The sequence below is a fragment of the Prauserella marina genome, assembly GCF_002240355.1.
GTDB classification, from domain to species: Bacteria; Actinomycetota; Actinomycetes; order Mycobacteriales; family Pseudonocardiaceae; genus Prauserella_A; species Prauserella_A marina.
Genome location: NZ_CP016353.1, coordinates 1,505,191 through 1,521,985, shown reverse-complemented (window position 1 = coordinate 1,521,985; position 16,795 = coordinate 1,505,191). Strand labels below are relative to the sequence as shown.

At 68.6% G+C, this 16,795-nt stretch carries 18 protein-coding genes; 8 read left to right on the top strand and 10 right to left on the bottom strand.

From position 1 onward, the window contains the following. Positions 1–6: 6 nt before the first annotated feature. Positions 7–345 (bottom strand): P-II family nitrogen regulator, encoded by a 339-nt coding sequence (locus BAY61_RS06940; RefSeq protein ID WP_091800015.1) that lies wholly within the window; start codon positions 343–345, stop codon positions 7–9. Next, on the bottom strand, positions 342–1,634 hold the full coding sequence (locus BAY61_RS06935) for an ammonium transporter (protein ID WP_091800012.1): 1,293 nt from the start codon (positions 1,632–1,634) through the stop codon (positions 342–344). The genes BAY61_RS06940 and BAY61_RS06935 overlap by 4 nt, the downstream gene beginning before the upstream one ends. 184 nt (positions 1,635–1,818) lie before the next feature. Between BAY61_RS06935 and BAY61_RS06930 the strand changes: the two genes are divergently transcribed. Genes BAY61_RS06930 through BAY61_RS06915 form a run of 4 tightly spaced genes read left to right on the top strand, consistent with a single transcriptional unit; the run spans position 1,819 to position 5,131 of the window. After that, positions 1,819–2,691, top strand: a complete 873-nt coding sequence (locus BAY61_RS06930; RefSeq protein WP_091800009.1) for a putative RNA methyltransferase — start codon at positions 1,819–1,821, stop codon at positions 2,689–2,691. After that, a complete protein-coding gene (locus BAY61_RS06925; RefSeq protein WP_091800006.1) occupies positions 2,688–3,335 on the top strand; it encodes a (2Fe-2S)-binding protein in 648 nt (215 codons plus the stop codon). Before BAY61_RS06930 ends, BAY61_RS06925 begins: the two co-directional genes overlap by 4 nt. Positions 3,336–3,362: 27 nt before the next feature. Continuing rightward, entirely contained in the window at positions 3,363–4,652 is a 1,290-nt protein-coding gene (locus BAY61_RS06920) for an O-acetylhomoserine aminocarboxypropyltransferase/cysteine synthase family protein (RefSeq protein WP_091800003.1), read from the top strand. Beyond that, positions 4,649–5,131, top strand: a complete 483-nt coding sequence (locus tag BAY61_RS06915) for a CoA-binding protein (protein ID WP_091799999.1) — start codon at positions 4,649–4,651, stop codon at positions 5,129–5,131. Before BAY61_RS06920 ends, BAY61_RS06915 begins: the two co-directional genes overlap by 4 nt. On the opposite strand, the gene alc is transcribed toward BAY61_RS06915, so the two are convergent. From alc to BAY61_RS06880, 7 genes are all read right to left on the bottom strand, one after another. Further along, entirely contained in the window at positions 5,103–6,137 is a 1,035-nt protein-coding gene (alc, locus tag BAY61_RS06910; RefSeq protein ID WP_091799996.1) for an allantoicase, read from the bottom strand. The genes BAY61_RS06915 and alc overlap by 29 nt on opposite strands. Further along, on the bottom strand, positions 6,134–7,516 hold the full coding sequence (allB, locus tag BAY61_RS06905; protein WP_420848758.1) for an allantoinase AllB: 1,383 nt from the start codon (positions 7,514–7,516) through the stop codon (positions 6,134–6,136). Before allB ends, alc begins: the two co-directional genes overlap by 4 nt. A 117-nt stretch (positions 7,517–7,633) precedes the next feature. Further along, on the bottom strand, positions 7,634–8,950 hold the full coding sequence (locus tag BAY61_RS06900; RefSeq protein ID WP_091799990.1) for a nucleobase:cation symporter-2 family protein: 1,317 nt from the start codon (positions 8,948–8,950) through the stop codon (positions 7,634–7,636). An 18-nt stretch (positions 8,951–8,968) separates the two neighbouring features. Beyond that, positions 8,969–9,862, bottom strand: a complete 894-nt coding sequence (gene pucL / locus BAY61_RS06895; protein WP_091799987.1) for a factor-independent urate hydroxylase — start codon at positions 9,860–9,862, stop codon at positions 8,969–8,971. A gap of 5 nt (positions 9,863–9,867) precedes the next feature. Then, entirely contained in the window at positions 9,868–10,185 is a 318-nt protein-coding gene (gene uraH, locus BAY61_RS06890; protein WP_091799984.1) for a hydroxyisourate hydrolase, read from the bottom strand. Next, positions 10,182–10,655, bottom strand: a complete 474-nt coding sequence (gene uraD / locus BAY61_RS06885) for a 2-oxo-4-hydroxy-4-carboxy-5-ureidoimidazoline decarboxylase (RefSeq protein ID WP_091799981.1) — start codon at positions 10,653–10,655, stop codon at positions 10,182–10,184. Before uraD ends, uraH begins: the two co-directional genes overlap by 4 nt. A gap of 62 nt (positions 10,656–10,717) precedes the next feature. Further along, entirely contained in the window at positions 10,718–11,206 is a 489-nt protein-coding gene (locus tag BAY61_RS06880) for a helix-turn-helix domain-containing protein (RefSeq protein WP_176879602.1), read from the bottom strand. A gap of 136 nt (positions 11,207–11,342) precedes the next feature. On the opposite strand from BAY61_RS06880, the gene BAY61_RS06875 reads away from it, so the two are divergent. The 4 genes from BAY61_RS06875 to BAY61_RS32770 all read left to right on the top strand — a co-directional run bounded on the left by BAY61_RS06875 (position 11,343) and on the right by BAY61_RS32770 (position 15,360). Continuing rightward, positions 11,343–12,155: a hydroxypyruvate isomerase family protein gene (locus BAY61_RS06875; RefSeq protein ID WP_091799977.1), complete on the top strand. Its 813-nt coding sequence runs from the start codon at positions 11,343–11,345 to the stop codon at positions 12,153–12,155. Further along, positions 12,152–13,033: a 2-hydroxy-3-oxopropionate reductase gene (locus BAY61_RS06870; RefSeq protein ID WP_091799974.1), complete on the top strand. Its 882-nt coding sequence runs from the start codon at positions 12,152–12,154 to the stop codon at positions 13,031–13,033. Before BAY61_RS06875 ends, BAY61_RS06870 begins: the two co-directional genes overlap by 4 nt. 14 nt (positions 13,034–13,047) lie before the next feature. Further along, positions 13,048–14,739 (top strand): glyoxylate carboligase, encoded by a 1,692-nt coding sequence (gcl, locus tag BAY61_RS06865; protein WP_091799972.1) that lies wholly within the window; start codon positions 13,048–13,050, stop codon positions 14,737–14,739. Between the two features lie 372 nt (positions 14,740–15,111). Beyond that, positions 15,112–15,360: a hypothetical protein gene (locus BAY61_RS32770; protein WP_110057667.1), complete on the top strand. Its 249-nt coding sequence runs from the start codon at positions 15,112–15,114 to the stop codon at positions 15,358–15,360. Here BAY61_RS32770 and BAY61_RS06855 read toward each other — a convergent pair. Then, positions 15,292–16,725, bottom strand: coding sequence for an NCS2 family permease (locus BAY61_RS06855; RefSeq protein WP_420848757.1), 1,434 nt, complete (start codon positions 16,723–16,725; stop codon positions 15,292–15,294). The genes BAY61_RS32770 and BAY61_RS06855 overlap by 69 nt on opposite strands. Positions 16,726–16,795: the final 70 nt, after the last annotated feature.

Below are 16,795 nucleotides of genomic sequence, written 5' to 3'. Positions count from 1 at the left end.
GGCTGCCTACAGCGCATCCGCGCCACGTTCACCGGTGCGGACCCTGACCACCGTGTCGACGGTCGTGACCCACACTTTCCCGTCGCCGATCTTGCCGGTGTGCGCGGCGCCGACGACCGCGTCGATGACCTTCTCCACGTTCGCGTCGTCGGTCACCACCTCGACCTTCAGCTTGGCGACGAAGTCGACCGCGTACTCGGCGCCCCGGTAGACCTCCGTGTGTCCCTTCTGCCTTCCGTAGCCCTGCACCTCGCTCACGGTCATGCCGAGCACGCCGAGCTGTTCGAGCGCGGAGCGGATGTCGTCGAGCGTGAACGGCTTGACGATCGCGGTGATCAGCTTCATGACTTGCTTCCCTCCAGCCTCTTGGCTCCAGAAGCGGCACCGGTCTCCACGGAGGAGGGCCTTCCGCCCCTGCCGCCCGCGAAGTCGTAGGCGGCCTCGGCGTGCTCCGCCTCGTCGATTCCGGTGACCTCGTCCTCGGTGGACACCCGCACGCCCATCACGGCCTTCACGGCGAGGCCGAGGAGCGCGGCGACGAGACCCGAATAGACCATCACGGCCAGCGCGCTGACGACCTGTTTGCCGAGCAGCGCGGCGCTGCCGCCGTAGAACAGCCCGTCGGCTCCGTCGGGCGCGACGCTCACGGTGGCGACGAATCCGAGCATGACCGTGCCGACGAGACCACCGACGAGGTGGACGCCGACGACGTCGAGCGAATCGTCATAGCCGAGCCGGTACTTGAGCCCGACGGCCAGCGCGCACAGCACACCGGCGATGGCGCCGATCGTGAGCGCGCCCCACGTGTCGACGTAGGCACACGCGGGGGTGATGGCGACGAGGCCGGCGACGACACCGGAGGCCGCGCCGAGACTCGTCGGCTTGCCGTCCCTGATGCGCTCAAGCAGCAGCCAGCCCAGCATCGCCGCGCACGTGGCCGTGACGGTGTTGACGAAGGCGATACCGGCGACACCGTCGGCGGCGTAGGCCGAACCGGCGTTGAACCCGAACCAGCCGAACCACAGCAACCCGGCGCCCAGCATCACGAACGGCAGGTTGTGCGGTTTCATCGGCTCCTTCGGCCAGCCGGCCCGCTTGCCGAGCACCAGCACGAGACCGAGCGCCGCGGCCCCGGCGTTGATGTGCACCGCGGTTCCGCCCGCGAAGTCGAGCGCGCCGAGTTCGCCGATCCAGCCGCCGTCGGCCCACACCCAGTGGGCGACCGGGAAGTACACGATCGTGGCCCACAGCCCACCGAACAACAGCCAGGCACCGAACCGCATGCGATCGGCGACCGCGCCGGAGATCAGCGCGACGGTGATGATCGCGAACATCGCCTGGAACGCGACGTCGACCGTGCCCGCCGTCGGATCACCCTCCGGCGTCATCAACCCGCTGAGCCCGAGCATCTCGAACGGGTTGCCAAGCAGGCTCCCGATGTCGCTGCCGTAGGTCATCGAGTAGCCGTAGATCACCCACAGCACCCCGATGAGACCGATGCTGCCGAAGCACATCATGAGCATGTTCAGCACGCTTTTCGAGCGCACCATTCCTCCGTAGAAGAAGGCCAATCCCGGCGTCATCAACAACACCAGGGCGGCACTGATGAGCAGCCAGGCCGTATTCCCTTCCACGCTTGTCCTCCTTCGAGAGCCGTGCATATTCGCGATTGCGGCACAGCATCGGAAAAGCGTGTTGCGCTGAATGGTTTCGCGCGTTTCGAAGTTGTGAACCAAACCGAATGGGATGTTACGGATACGTTTCGTGACAACCGTGCCGATTCGTCCGGTCAGGAAACGTCGTGGTCGAATATGGTCCGTGAGCTCGCGAGGAACGACCGCCCCCAGGCTGCCCGCCGCCGTGGCCCGCGCACTGCGCTGCTCGGTCTGCCACGCGCCGTTCGAAGCACCAGGCAATGGTCTTCGCTGCGGGCGAGGGCACTCGTTCGACGCCGCGAAACAGGGCTACGTCAACCTGCTGCACGCCAAGGTCGCAGCCGGTACCGCCGACACCACCGAGATGGTCGCGGCCCGCACCGCCTTTCTCGGCAGCGGTTTCTACGCCCCGCTCGCGGGGCTGCTCGCCGACTCGGTTCCCGGCGAACCGGACCTCGTCGTCGACGCGGGCGCGGGCACCGGGTACTACCTCGCCCGCGTACTCGACCGGTTCGCCGCAGCCACGGGGCTCGCGCTCGACGTGTCGGCGGCGGCATTGCGCAAGGCCGCCAAGGCACACCCCCGCGCCGGCGCGATCGGCTGGAACCTGTGGGAACCGTGGCCGGTGGCCGATGCCACCGCCGACGTCGTGCTCAACGTGTTCGCTCCCCGCAACGCGGCCGAGTTCCATCGCGTGCTGTGCCCCGACGGTGTCCTGCTCGTCGCGGGACCCGCGAGCGGCCACCTCGGTGAACTCGCGAGCACGCTCGGCCTGCTCGACGCCGAGTCCGGCAAGGAGAAACGCCTCGGAGCCACGCTCGGCTCGCACTTCGAACTCGTGAGCAGGCGGGAAACCACCCACGCGGCCGAACTCACCGCCGAGCAGGTCAGGCACGTCGTCACGATGGGCCCCAACGCGCACCACCTGCACAGGGACGGACTCGGCGAGCGGCTGGCCGAACTCACCGCCTCGATGACCGGCACGCTCACCGTCACCACCAGCTTCCATGTCTCCGCCTACCGGAGGTCGCCATGAGCACCGAGGTTCCCGCGACCGTGCTGGCCGACGAGACGTGGCTGCGCGCCGATCTCGGCCGCGCCGCGAACCTCTACGGCAGGGCCGAGCCAAAGGTGCTCGGCACGATCCGCTGGTACTCGGCCTCCTCGGTGCTCGTCGCACCGGCGCTGGAACCGTTCCTGCACAGCGGAATCGTTCTCGATCCCTCGCTGGAGTCCGTTCTGCTCACGATGCACCCCGACGGCCGGTACCTCGACGCGCGCGCGACACGCACGCTCGGTGACTCCGGGCTGAGCGCGCTCGGAACGGCGCTCGGTGAGGCGCTGGAGCCCGCCGTCACCGCGGCAGCCTCGGTGTGCGGCGCGACGCCGAGGTCGCTGTGGGCCATCGCGCTCGACTCCGTCGCCAACCGCCTGCTGTGGGCGGGATCGGCGCTGGGAAGCACCGAGTCCGCGATGGAACTCGCGGCGCCGCTGGCCGAGGCGATCGGGCACGGCGTCCCTCTGCCCCGCTTCACCATGGCAGGCGGCAACGCCGACCGGCCCGTCGTGCGGCGAGCCTCGTGCTGCCTGATCTACCACGCCGGTTCCGAGAAGTGCACGAGCTGCCCCCGGCAGACCCCTGCCGAGCGGCAGCGCCGTCTTCGCGCCCTTCTCGGGTGAGCACTTCGTCACCTAGTGTGGTGGGTAATGAACGAGCGAAGCTGGGGATTCCGCACCCGTGCTCTGCACGCCGGCGGTACGCCCGATCCGACGACCGGCGCGAGGGCGGTACCCATCTACCAGAGCACGAGTTTCGTGTTCTCCGACGCCGACGACGCGGCGAACCTGTTCGCACTGCAGAAATACGGCAACGTCTACAGCAGGATCGGCAACCCGACGGTCGCCGCGTTCGAGGAACGCATGGCCAGCCTGGAAAACGGCATCGGAGGGGTCGCGACGAGCAGTGGCATGGCGGCCGAGTTCCTGACCTTCGCGGCACTCGCCGAGGCGGGACAGCACATCGTCGCGGCGAGCGGGCTCTACGGCGGCTCCGTCACCCAGCTCGACGGAACATTGCGCAGGTTCGGCGTCGACACCACGTTCGTCTCCGGTGACGACATCGACGACTACGCCGCGGCCGTCACCGACAAGACCCGCCTGATCTACACCGAGGTGATCGGCAACCCGAGCGGCACCGTCGCCGACCTGACCGGGCTCGCGGAACTCGCGCACGCCAACGGCTTGCCGCTCGTCGTCGACGCGACGCTCGCGACGCCCTACCTGTGCCGTCCCATCGACCACGGCGCCGACATCGTGCTGCACTCGGCGACCAAGTTCCTCGGAGGGCACGGCACCACACTCGGCGGGATCGTCGTCGACTCCGGAACCTTCGACTGGGGCAACGGCAGGTTCCCCCGCATGACCGAGGTGGTCGACAGCTACGGCGGGCTTCGATACTGGGAGAACTTCGGCGAGTACGCCTTCTGCACCCGGCTGCGCGCCGAACAGCTCAGGGACATCGGCGCCGTGCTCTCCCCGCACTCGGCTTTCCTGCTGCTGCAAGGCATCGAGACACTTCCGCAACGGATGACCGAGCACGTGGCCAACGCCAAGGCGGTCGCCGAATTCCTCGAAGCCGACAAGCGCGTGGCATGGGTGAGTTACGCGGGCCTTCCCGGGCATCCACATCACGGCAGGGCGGGTCGCTACCTGCCGCAGGGCCCCGGAGCGGTGTTCTCCTTCGGCATCAAGGGCGGAAGGGCGGCGGGCGAACGGTTCGTCGACTCCGTCGAACTGCTGTCACACCTGGCCAACGTCGGTGACGCGAGGACACTCGTCATCCACCCCGCCTCGACGACCCACCAGCAACTTTCCGACGAACACCTGCGCGCGGGCGGGGTCGGTCCCGACCTCATCCGGCTCTCCGTCGGGCTCGAAGACGTCGAGGACATCCTCTGGGACATCGATCGCGCTCTCACGAAAGCGGTGCGGGAATGAAGGAGCACGTGCCAGCCACGGCGCGGCGACGGCAGGAACTGCTGGCCCGCACGACGTCGGTGACACTCGTCGGCGCCTCGGCCAATCCCGCGCGCCCCAGCTACTTCGTGGCGACCTATCTGCTCTCCTCCACCGGCTACGCGGTCAACTTCGTCAATCCTGGAATCACCGAACTGCTCGGCAAACCCGTCTACCCCAGCCTCGATGCCGTGCCGGGCGGTGTCGACCTGGTGAGCGTCTTCCGCAAGCACGAGGACCTGCCTTCGGTGACCGGCGAGGTCATCGCCGCCGGGGCGCGCACCCTGTGGTTCCAGCTCGGCCTGTGGCACGACGACTCGGCCGAACTGGCCGCGGCGGCGGGACTCGACGTGGTGATGAACCGGTGCGTGAAGATCGAGCATGCCCGCTTCGCAGGCGGGCTCCACCTCGCCGGATTCAACACGGGCGTCATCAGTTCCCGTCGCCGCCCGCCGCTGTGAACCGCTCGGCGAGCTCCGCGCGTCCTCGCTCGGTGAGCCCGCCGAGCAGCCGCAGCCGCGCGAGGCCGCCGTCGGGGTAGATGTCGAGCCGCACGTGAGTGGCCTCGTGCGGCGCGGTGACCGGGAACCGGTGCCGGGTGTCGGGCTGCAACCTGGTCTTCGGCAACAGTTCGTGCCAGCCGCCGTCAGGGGTCACGGCCCAGCTCAGCGCCGCCCATCCCGGGGCGTTGCCGCGCAGGTTGCTGGTGTCCAGTTCGGCGAACCGCACGACACCGGCCGCCGCGAGCCGGATGACGGCCCAGTCGTTGCCTTCGTCGCGCCGCCGCGCCGTCTCCCAGCCTTCGGCCTGGTGCGCGGCGAGCCCGGGGGCGAGCATGTTGGACGGCGAGGAATAGAACATGTCGCTGCATCCCACGCAGGTGGCACCGTTCTCAGCCGCCGCGAGATCGACCGCGCCGGGATCGAGCAGCGCGGGGTCGGGAACGGCGACCCCGTGTACCCGCAGCCGCGCGACCCCGCCGTCCGGGTGCATCGTGAGCCGCACGTGCGTGTACCTGCGCGAGCTCCGCACGGGGAGGAAGTTCTCGCTGTCGCCGGTCACCTCAGCCCGTTCGGCCAGCGGTTCCCAGGTCATCGCGCGCAACTCGGCCGCGCTCGGGTACCCGGCGACCGCGCAGGCCTCGACCGTCACCCTCGGCGGGTAGTTGCCTTTGAAAAACGCGGTGTCCACGACGATTCCGCTGATCACCCCGGCGAGGCCGAGCCGGACGATCGCTGTGTCGTCGGCGTCGTCGCTGTCGTCGCCGGTCTCGCGGTGGCGGCGGGTCTCCCAGCCATCGTAGAGCTGCCCCCTCGGCCCGAACGTCTCCGGCTGATGTCTGGGGCGCCACGGGTTGACGAGGTTTTCCTTCTCTGCGAACAGCTCGTCGCTTGCCCACATCACGGTCGCGCCGAAGACTCGGGAAGCCAGATCGAGCTGCCGTGTCCACTCAGGACGGTCGTTCACGTGCCCTTCCTTTCCAGTAACCTTCCGCGCGGCCGATCGCCGGTGATCCGCTCGCCGCGCAACCAGGTCGAACGCACCACACCGGCAAGCGGGCGCGCGTCGTAGGCGCTCACCGGGTTGCGGTGAGCCAGCGTGGCCGCGTCGACCACGAACGCCTCGTCGGGGGCGACGACACAGAAGTCGGCCGAACATCCCGGCGCGATCCGGCCCTTTCCAGTCAGCCCGGCCAGTTCGGCGGGCCGCGTCGCCATCCAGGACACGACGTCGGCCAGCGAGAATCCTCGCTGCCGCGCCCCCGTCCACACGGCGGGGAAAGCCACCTGCAATCCGGCGATCCCGCCCCACGCCTCGCCGAAATCGCCGCTGTCGAAGCGTTTCAGCTCAGGGGTGCACGGCGAATGGTCGCTGACGACACAGTCGATGATCCCGTCGGCAAGCCCCTGCCACAGCCGTTCCCTGTTCGCCGCGCCCCTGATCGGAGGGCAGCACTTGAACTGGGTCGCGCCGTCGGCGATCTCCTCGGCGACGAAACTCAGGTAGTGCGGGCAGGTCTCGGCGGTGACGGCGAGCCCTTCGGCTCTGGCCGCCGCGAGCAACGCCAGCGCGTCGGCCGAGGCCAGATGCAGGATGTGTACTCGCGCGCCGGTTTTCCTCGCCAGCTCGATCACCATGGCGATCGCCGCGTCCTCGGCTTCCGGAGGCCGGGACGCGAGGAACCCCGGATAGTGCCTCCCGTGCGGATCGGGTGCCCGCTCGATGACGGCGGCGTCCTCGGCGTGCACGATCAGCAGTCCGTCGAAGTCGCGAAGGGTCCGCATCGCGGCTTCGAGCCCTTCGGGGTCGAGCGGCGGGAACTCGTCGACGCCGGAATGCAGCAGGAAACTCTTGAAACCGAACACGCCTTCGTCGTGGAGGGGCCGCAGGTCGGGAAGGTTGCCGGGGATCGCTCCTCCCCACAGGCCGACGTCGACGTGGATGCGGCCACGCGCGGCCTCACGTTTCGCGGCGAGCGCGGCCACGTCGACGGTCGGCGGCAGGCTGTTGAGCGGCATGTCGACGAGCGTGGTGATGCCGCCGGCCGCCGCCGCGCGGGTCGCGGAGGCGAACCCCTCCCATTCCGCGCGGCCCGGATCGTTGACGTGCACGTGGGTGTCGACGAGGCCGGGCAGCAGCACGACGTCCTCGCCGAGGTCGACGACGTCAGGGGGGAGACCGGAGTCCCCCGGCGAGGAGTACGGCTCGACGGCAACGACGTAGCCGTCCTTGACGCCGACGGTCACCGCGACCTCGCCGGAGCCACCGCGACCCGGCGTGCCGGAGTCACCAGGCGTGCCGGAGTCACCGAGGACGGCCCGCCGAGCCCGGATGACCAGATCCAGGTCACTCACCTCCCCACCCCTCCCCCGCGAGTCCCCCGTCCAGGACGCCGAGATCCGCACTCACGACGGCGAAATCCGCACTCAGGGCAACACCGGCCACCGAACCGTGCCACGGACTCACACCCCTTCCCGGTCGGCGGCGGGTGCCGCCGCCTTCGCCCGCTCGCCGAAGATCACGTTCAGCAGCACCGCCGCGATGCAGCCCGCGCTGATTCCCGAGTCGAGCACCGTCCTGACCGCCGAGGGAAAACCGGCGTAGAACTCGGGCGCCGCGATGGGAATGAGCCCGATGCCCAGTGCGGCGGCGACGATGGTGACGTTGGCGGGGCTGGCGAACGACACCTTGCCGAGGGTCCGGATCCCGGCCACCGCGACGCTGCCGAACAACACGAGTCCCGCTCCACCGAGCACGGGCGCCGGGATGAGCGCGACGACCCCGCCGGTGACAGGGAAAAGCCCGAGCAGCACCAGAATCAGGCCGCTCATGGCGACGACGTAGCGGCTCACCACCCTCGTCATGGCGACGAGTCCGACGTTCTGCGCGAACGCCGTCGCCGCGAAGCCACCGAACACGGTCGCCAGCGCGGTGGCGAACCCGTCGGCACGCAAGCCGTCGGCCAGTGTGCGTTCGCTCGTCGGCCGGTCGACGATCTCGCCGAGCGCGAGCATGTCCGCTGTACTCTCCGCCATGACGACGAGCATCACGATCGCCATCGACACGATCGCGGCGATGTCCAGCACCGGCGTTCCGAAGTGGAACGGGGTCGTGATGCCGAACGCGGGCGCGCCGTCGAGCGTCGAGGTATCGACGGCACCGAGCGGCCAGGCGACGAGCGTGCCGAGCACGAGCCCGAGCAACAACGCGACGCTGCTCCAGAATCCACGAAGGAACCGGTTGCAGGCCAGCACCGCAGCGAGCGTGATCGCGGCCAGCAGCAACCCTTCCCCGTTCGCGGAGGCTTGCTGATCGGAAATCCACGTGACCGCGACCGGGAGAAGCGAAAGGCCGATCAGCGTGATGACGGTTCCGGTGACGATGGGAGGGAAGAACCGGGTCAGCCGGGAGAAAAACGGTGCGGCGAGCACGACGAGCGCTCCGCCGACGAGCGTCGCGCCGTAGACGACGCCGAGACCGTTACCGGTCCCGTGTTGCTCCACAATGGCCAGTATGGGAGCGACGGCGGCGAAGGTGACGCCGTTGACGAGCGGGAGCCGCGCGCCGAACCGCCACGCCCCGAGCGTCTGAAGCAGGGTCGCCAGCCCAGCCGTGAACAGGCTCGCGCTGATCAGCAGGCTGAGCTGACCGGCGTCGAGTCCCACCGCCTGGCCGATGATCAGCGGCGGTGCGACGACCCCCGCGTACATCGCGGCGACATGTTGCAGGCCACCCGCGAGGAGCTGCGGCAGTGGCGGTTTCGTGTCAACGGGATGCATGAGACACCACCGATCTCCTCAGAAGGCAGGCAGAGTGTGCCAGGCGAGACCGGGGTCGGGCGCGTCGTCACTCAGCACGGTTCCCTCGATCAGCCCGTATGGACGGTCGGCCGCGTGGAACACCTCGTTGTCGTTGCCGAGCCCGAAAGGGCTCAGGTCGACGAGGAAATGATGCTTGTTGGGCAACGAAAGTCTGACCTCCGCGATCGCGGGCACCGCCTCGATCACCGCGCCTCCCATGGCGTACAGGGTCTGTTGCAGCGAAAGGCTGTGCTTGCGGGCGAAGGTCTCCAGCAGCGCGCTCCTCGCCGTCGCGTGGGCTCGCGACCAGCCGCCGGTTTCCCCTTCGCGATAACGCCAGCGTGCCGTCACCGCGGTGGCCAGTATCCGGTCGTCGGTCTCGGCGAGCGTCGTGTACTCGTCGCGGGGAAAGCCGTGGAATTCCGACCCCGTCGATTTGAGCACCACGAGATCGGCCAGGCCCGAAACGACCCACTCCTGGTCACCGTCCACTGTGACGGCCGTGGTGCGTTTTTCCTCCCCTGAGCGAGAAAAGGCGTGGTCGTGCGGAGTTCCGCCCACCTCGATCCTTCGCCAGCCGTGCTCCTCGATGAGCACGCGGGCCCCGGTGATCTGACCAAACGAGCTGACGAAATGCCTGCCGAGCCTGAGTGCGAAATCCTCGATGTCACCGACCGGCTGTCGCTTGGCGAAGGCGAAGATCGTGTTCTTCTGCGTGTCGGTGGCGACGACGTCGCGGTTGTCACCGGTGAGGTGGGTCGCCGCGAGGTTTCCTCTCAGCGCCGTCGACACGGTGAGATCCTTGATGTGGTGCACCGGCCCTTCCCGTTCGACCGTGACGAGCCGGACCTCGGCCTTACCGTACTGATTGGGCCCCAGTGTGATGCCCACGCGGATCAGCTCCCTCGGTAGGTGGAGTAGGAGAACGGGCTCAGCAGAACCGGAACGTGGTGGTGTGCTTGGGAATCGGCGATGCGGAAGGTGACGGTGATCTCGGGAAAGAACGCGCCGGGGCCGAGATAGTCCGCCGTGTCGAACACCAGCCGGTACACGCCGGGAGGCAGGGTGTCAGGACCGAGGTCGCCGATCCGGCCGTCCTCGTCGGTGGTCCCGGCCGCCAGTTCCCGCTGGTCCCGCTGGAGCAGGCGCACCGGGATTCCGGCCGCGGGCCTGCCCGCCGCCGTGTCGAGGACGTGTGTGGTCACCAGGCTCATCCGGCTACCGCCTTTTCCAGTCGCAGCAGGGCGATCTTGATCAGTTCCTCACCCGCGACGGCGAGTTCGGTTTCGGGATCGTTGGCCATTCTCGCTCGCAGCAACGCCAGCAGTTCGGAGCCGCCACGCCCGCTCGCGCGGACCAGGAAAACATGTCCGAACCGGTTCTCGTACTCGATGTTGGCCTCCCGGAACAGCTTCGCGTCCGATTCGTCCACACCGGACTGTTCGGTGTTCGCCGCTCCGCTTGCCGGTTTCTCCCCGATGCGGGGATGCGCGGCCATCGCGGCATGAATTTCGTCCGGTTGGAGTACAAGGTCAGCAGCCGCCAGCAGCGCTGCCTTGTCCGGGTAGGGCCGTCCCGCGAGAACCCGCTCCGCCCAGCGTGGCACGGCGAGGCATCCGGTCAATGTCTCGCGAAGCTCACGGGAATCGGCGGAGTTGAACTCGGCCATGCTGAGTTCGGTCATTCAGGAAAAGCTAAGGCGGCGAACGCGGGCCGTCAACATTTTGTTGAATTCGATGTGCTGAGCTATTCGCGATTCAGGTAGTTGTAGACGGTGAACCTGGTGACGCCGAGGGCTTCGGCCACGGTGGCGACGGCCTTTCTGAGCTGGAAGGCTCCGCGTTCCTCCAGCAGCCGCACCGCCCTTTGCTTTCCTTCGCGGTCCAGTTCGCCGAGCGGGCCGCCGAGTTCGGTCTCGACGTCCCGCACGATGCGGTCGAGGACATCGGGCGCCGTGCCCTTCTCGCCCCGCTCACCCTGCTCGCCCCGCTCACGTTCGCCGACCGGCGCGATGCGCAGGGTCAGCCTGCTCGCCCCTCCTTCAATGGCCGCTCTCGCGATCGAGGGCAGCGCGGCGAGCAGCGCGTCGGCGTCCCCGCGTGCCGAGGTACCCAGCGGCCCGAAGTCGATGGTCAGGCCCGCGTTCCGCGCGGCCTCCTTTGCCAGCGCGGCATGCGGGGGCGGCTCGCCCTCACCGCGAAACGGCTCGCTCGTGAACTCCGCTTCCAGCTCCACGACGGCCACGGTATCCCGCCAAGCGCCGGAACCGAACCGTTGACGACCCCACCACGCGCTCGCTACTGTCATAGTACGAAAAAGTACTTCCACATTACGAAATTTTGAGCGACGCCGAGACGAGAAGCACGGAGCCATGGCGGAACACACCCTGCGCTACGACATCAACCTGTCCATGCTGTTCACCGAGCTGCCGTTGCCGAAGCGGCCGGAAGCGGCGCGAGCGGCCGGCTTCACGGCCGTCGAATTCTGGTGGCCGTTCACCGAAGCCGTCCCCTCCGATGCCGAGGTCGGCGCCTTCGTCACCGCGGTCGACGACGCCGGAGTCGCGCTCGCCGGGCTCAACTTCTTCGCGGGCGACATGCCTGGCGGAGACCGGGGGCTCGTGTCGTGGCCGGGCAGGGAGAGCGAACTCGCCGACAGCGCCGATGTCGCGATCGACATCGCGCGGCGGCTCGGCTGCCGCACCTTCAACGCCCTGTACGGCAACCGGATCGACGGCCTCGACCCCGCCGCGCAGGACGAGACGGCGCTGGCCAACCTCGACCTGCTCGCGGGCAAGGCCGCCGCCATCGGCGCCAAGCTCGTGCTCGAACCGCTTTCCGGCGCCGACCGCTACCCACTGCGCACGGCGGCCGACGCGCTCGCCGTGATGGACAAGCTCGGCAGGCCCGAGCTCACCCTGCTCGCCGACCTCTATCACCTCGCCACCAACGGCGACGACCTCGCCGCCGTCATCGCCGAGCACACGGCGAGGATCGGGCACGTGCAGTTCGCCGACGTACCAGGGCGGCACGAACCCGGCTCGGGCGAACTCGACATCGACGGATATCTCGGCGCGTTGCAGGAAGCCGGTTACACCGGCTACGCGGGACTGGAATACCAGCCGACCACCGGCAGCGAGGCTTCGCTTTCCTGGCTGCCGCGCGCAAGGAGGGCAGCCGTATGACGAGCACCATCGGATTCATCGGCCTCGGCATCATGGGATCGCCGATGGCGGGCCATCTCGCCGCCGCGGGACATCGGGTCACCGGCTACGACGTCGCCTCGGAGGCACTGGACACGCTCGTCGCGGACGGCGGAATCGCGGCCTCGTCCGTCGCCGAGGCGGTCGAGGGCGCCGACGTCGTCATCACGATGCTTCCCGACCATCCGCAGGTCGAGCAGGTCGTACTCGGCGAAGGCGGAGTGCTGGCGACCGCGCGGAAGGAAGCACTGCTCATCGACATGAGCACCATCCGGCCGGAGACCTCGATCGAGCTTGCCGCAGCCGCCAAGCACAAGGGTGTCCGGGTGATCGACGCTCCCGTCTCGGGAGGACAAACCGGAGCGCGTGAGGCCGCACTGTCCATCATGGTCGGAGGCGACGACGCGGACGTCGCGGCGGCCATGCCGGTGTTGCGGCTCATGGGAACCACCGTCGTGCACGTCGGCCCGCACGGAGCCGGACAGGTCGTCAAGGCGGCCAACCAGCTCGTCGTCGGCGGTATCTACGCCCTGGTCGGCGAGGCGATCGTCCTGATGGAACAGTCCGGAGTGGACGCGGCGACCGGACTCGACGTGCTGGCCGGAGGTCTCGCCGCCAACCGCATCCTCGACCTCAAACGCGCCACCATGGTGGCGCGGCAATTCGCTCCGGGATTCCGGATCGACCTGCACCACAAGGACATGGGCATCGCGACCGCCGCCGCCCGGCAAGCCGGTGTCTCACTACCCATGACGGGACTCGTGGCCCAGCTCGTCGCGTCGGCGAAGGCAATGGGTCACGGCTCGCTCGATCACTCGGCACTTCTCAAGGTCACCGAACAATTATCCGGTGTGGACTGAAGGGAACGTCAGTCATGGCAAAGGTTCCTGCGATGAAGGCCGTCGTCGACGTACTCGTCTCCGAGGGAGTCGACACCGCGTTCGGCTGCCCTGGCGCCGCGATTCTGCCGCTCTACTCGGCGTTGCGAGGAAGCGGAATCGAACACCTCGTCGTGCGGCACGAGGAGGGCGCGACCCACATGGCCGACGGATGGGCCCGCACGACGGGCAACGTCGGCGTCGCCATCGGGACGTCAGGTCCGGCCGGAACCAACATGATCACCGGCCTCTACACCGCGCAGGCCGACTCGATCCCCATCCTGTGCATCACGGGCCAAGCCGTGTCGACAAAGCTCCATCAGGAGGCGTTTCAGGCCGTCGACATCGTCGAGATCGCCAAGCCCGTCACCAAGTGGGCGGTGCAGGTCAAGGAAGCCGCGCAGGCACCGTGGATCTTCCGTGAAGCGTTCCGGATCGCGCGCAGCGGACGGCCCGGGCCCGTGCTCATCGACCTGCCGCTCGACGTGCAGAAGCAGCTCATCGAGTGGGACGCCGACATCGACGCCAGGCTCCCGGTCGCCGTGCCACAGCCCGCGCCGGCGAGAGTGGAGCGGGCGCTCGACCTGCTGCTGTCCGCGCGGCGCCCGCTGATCCTCGCCGGGGGAGGCGTCACGCTCGGCAACGCGGGCGAGTCGCTGCTGAACGTCGCCGAAACCCTCGGCGTGCCGGTCGGGGTGACGCTCATGGGCAAGGGGGTCTTCCCGGAAGACCACCGGCTTTTCGCGGGCATGGCCGGTATCCAGACCTCACAACGCTGGGCCAACGCGGCGTTCCTCGAATCGGATCTGGTGCTCGCCGTCGGTGCCAGGTTCGGTGACCGGCACACCGGCGACCTTTCGGTCTACCGCGGCGATCGCAGGTTCATCCACGTCGACATCGAGCCCACCCAGATCGGGAGGGTGTTCGGGCCCGACCTCGGTGTGGTGTCCGACAGTGCGGCATTCCTCGACGCGCTCGGCGCCGCCGCCGCGCGAAGGCAGGTGGTGAGGCCGGTGGAATGGGTCGAGCGCATCGGCGAACTGCGCGCGACGCTGGACCGCACCGAGGACTTCGACGCCGTACCCATCAAGGCGCCGAGGGTGTTCAAGGAGATCAACGAATTCTACGGCGAGGACACCTACTTCGTGACCGCGATCGGGCTCTACCAGATCTGGTCGGGTCAGTTCCAGCGCGCGCACAAGCCACGGCACTACCAGGTCTGTGGCCAGGCCGGGCCGCTCGGCTGGGAGATTCCCGCCGCGATCGGGGTCAAGAAGGCGAAGCCGGGCGCCGAGGTCGTCGGCGTCGTCGGTGACTACTCGTTCCAGTTCCTCGTCGAGGAACTGGCGGTGGCGGCCCAGTACGACGTGCCGTTCGTGCTCGTCATGCTGAACAACACGTACCTGGGGCTGATCAGACAGGCCGAACTGGGCTATGACATGAACTTCGAGGTCGACCTGCACTACGACGAGCACGGCACCGACAACGTCAAGATCATGGAGGCGTACGGCTGTTCGGGAACCAGGGTCACCGAACCCGACGGCATCAGGGGCGCGCTGGAGTGGGCGAGGAAGGAAGCCGACCGCACCAGTCGTCCCGTGCTGGTCGAGGTGATGATCGAGCGGGAGGCCAACGCCGCCATGGGAACCGCGCTGGACAACGTGGCCGAGTTCGAGCCGGTCCCCTGAGCCGCGCGCCCGCCCGCGCCGGGCGCTGGCCCGCGCCGGGCGCTGGCGGGGCCCGGGCCCTCGTGCGCGCGAGTCCCCCGTCCAGGCCGCCGAGTTCCCCGTCCAGGCGCGCGAGATCCGCACTCAGGATGCCTGAGTTCCGCAGTCAGGTCACCGACATCCGCAGTCGGGTCACCGACATCCGCGTTGGTACGCGTGAGTTCGCCCTTGGTGCGTGACGCGCGCCTCGCCGGAAGGCTGTTCCCACGCTGCGGTCGGTGAGTCGGTCACTGGCCCGTTGGCACCGCTCATTCGGCGAGCCATGCCCGAGCTGTCCGGAACTCTCAGGACCTGAATGCGGAACTCGCCGACCTGGGCGCGGAACTCGCCGGCTTGGGCACGGAACTCGCCGTCCTGAGCGCGGAACTCGACGACCTGAGCACGGAACTCGACAGCCTGAGCGCGGAACTCGACAGCCTGAGCGCGGAACTCGCCGACCTGAGCGCCGAACTCGACGGCTTGAGCTGGGGACTCGCGTATGGGCACCGCGCTGGCACCCACGGGCACGCGGGGTCAGGTGACCACCAGCTTGACGGCCTCGACCCCGAAATAGGCCGCGAACACGACGGCCAGCCCGCCTAGCAGCCAGCCGACCTCGCTCGCCTTTCCCTTGCTCAGCTTGATGACCACGTAGGCGATGAGCCCAGCCCCGATGCCGTTGGTGATCGAGTACGTGAACGGGATGAGCGCGGCGATCAGGAACACCGGCAGCACGACATCGGCGTCCTGCCACGGTATCCGCCTGCACTGGGCCATCATCATGCCGCCGATCACCACCAGCGCGGGCGCCGCCGCCTGCGCCGGCACGATCGCGGCGATCGGCGTCAGGAACAGGGTCGCCGCGAACAACCCTCCGGTGACCACACTGGCCAGCCCCGTCCGCGCCCCCTCGCCGACTCCCGCCGCCGATTCGAGGAACACCGTGTTCGGCGACGAGCCGCTCACCCCGCCCGCGACCGCGCCGAGCCCGTCGACGAACAGGATGCGGCCCATCCCCTCGACCTTGCCTTCCCGCATGATCCCGGCTTCCTGCGCGACGCTCGTGATGGTTCCCATCGCGTCGAAGAACCCGGACAGCACGAGCGTGAACAGGAACACCGTCGCCGTCATCGCCCCTGCCGAGACGAATCCACCGAACAGGTCGATCTGGCCGAACAGGCTGAAGTCGGGGCTCGCCACGACCTGGGTCGGCACGGCCGGCTCGACGAGACCCCAGCCGCTGATGTCGAACACGCTGTTGAGCACGACGGCCAGCAACGTCGCCGCGCCGATGGAGATCAGCACCGCGCCGGGAACGGCCTTGGCCACCAGGATCACCATGAGCAGCAGCCCGAGACAGAACACCACGATCGGCCAGCCGGTGAGGTGACCGTCGACGCCCATCCGCACCGGAACGGTCGAGTCCGCCTTGTCGGGAGTCCTGGTGACGAACCCGGCGCTGACCAGCCCCACCAGCGCGATGTAGAGCCCGATGCCGACGGTGATTCCGGTTTTGAGCGCCGAGGGAATGGCGTTGATGATGCGCTCGCGCACGCCCGAGATCGCCAGCGCGACGATGCACAGTCCTTCGAGTACGACGAGCCCGAACGCCTGCCCCCAGGTCATGGCGGGAGCGAGCTGGAAGGCGACGATGCCGTTGACCCCCAGCCCCGCCGCGACGGCGAGCGGCGCGTTGCCGATGAGTCCCATGAGGACGGTGGTGACGGCCGCGGCCAGCGCCGTCGCCGTCGTGACCTGTTCCGTCGTCAGCCGCAGGCCCGTGATGTCGGTGGAAGCGCTGAGGATCAACGGATTGAGCAGCACGATGTAGCACATCGCGACGAACGTCGTCAGCCCGCCGCGTACCTCCCTCCCCACCGTGCTGCCGCGATGGCTGATGCGGAAGAACCTGTCGACGGAGGTGGGCTCCCCCGGTTGCTGTACGCGGTCCGTGCGCGGTTGCACCACGATGGCCTCCAGCGCGAGTTGGGCAGGATTCACCGCCGGGCCTGCCAATCGGCACACCCGGGGCTGGTTC

Coding starts and splice junctions, on each gene's coding strand:
- BAY61_RS06875 (WP_091799977.1), top strand. CDS start 11,343: ATGGCGGAACACACCCTGCGCTACGACATCAACCTGTCCATGCTGTTC.
- BAY61_RS06900 (WP_091799990.1), bottom strand. CDS start 8,950: ATGCATCCCGTTGACACGAAACCGCCACTGCCGCAGCTCCTCGCGGGT.
- uraH (WP_091799984.1), bottom strand. CDS start 10,185: ATGAGCCTGGTGACCACACACGTCCTCGACACGGCGGCGGGCAGGCCC.
- BAY61_RS06925 (WP_091800006.1), top strand. CDS start 2,688: ATGAGCACCGAGGTTCCCGCGACCGTGCTGGCCGACGAGACGTGGCTG.
- BAY61_RS06940 (WP_091800015.1), bottom strand. CDS start 345: ATGAAGCTGATCACCGCGATCGTCAAGCCGTTCACGCTCGACGACATC.
- BAY61_RS06920 (WP_091800003.1), top strand. CDS start 3,363: ATGAACGAGCGAAGCTGGGGATTCCGCACCCGTGCTCTGCACGCCGGC.
- BAY61_RS06870 (WP_091799974.1), top strand. CDS start 12,152: ATGACGAGCACCATCGGATTCATCGGCCTCGGCATCATGGGATCGCCG.
- gcl (WP_091799972.1), top strand. CDS start 13,048: ATGGCAAAGGTTCCTGCGATGAAGGCCGTCGTCGACGTACTCGTCTCC.
- uraD (WP_091799981.1), bottom strand. CDS start 10,655: ATGACCGAACTCAGCATGGCCGAGTTCAACTCCGCCGATTCCCGTGAG.
- BAY61_RS06915 (WP_091799999.1), top strand. CDS start 4,649: ATGAAGGAGCACGTGCCAGCCACGGCGCGGCGACGGCAGGAACTGCTG.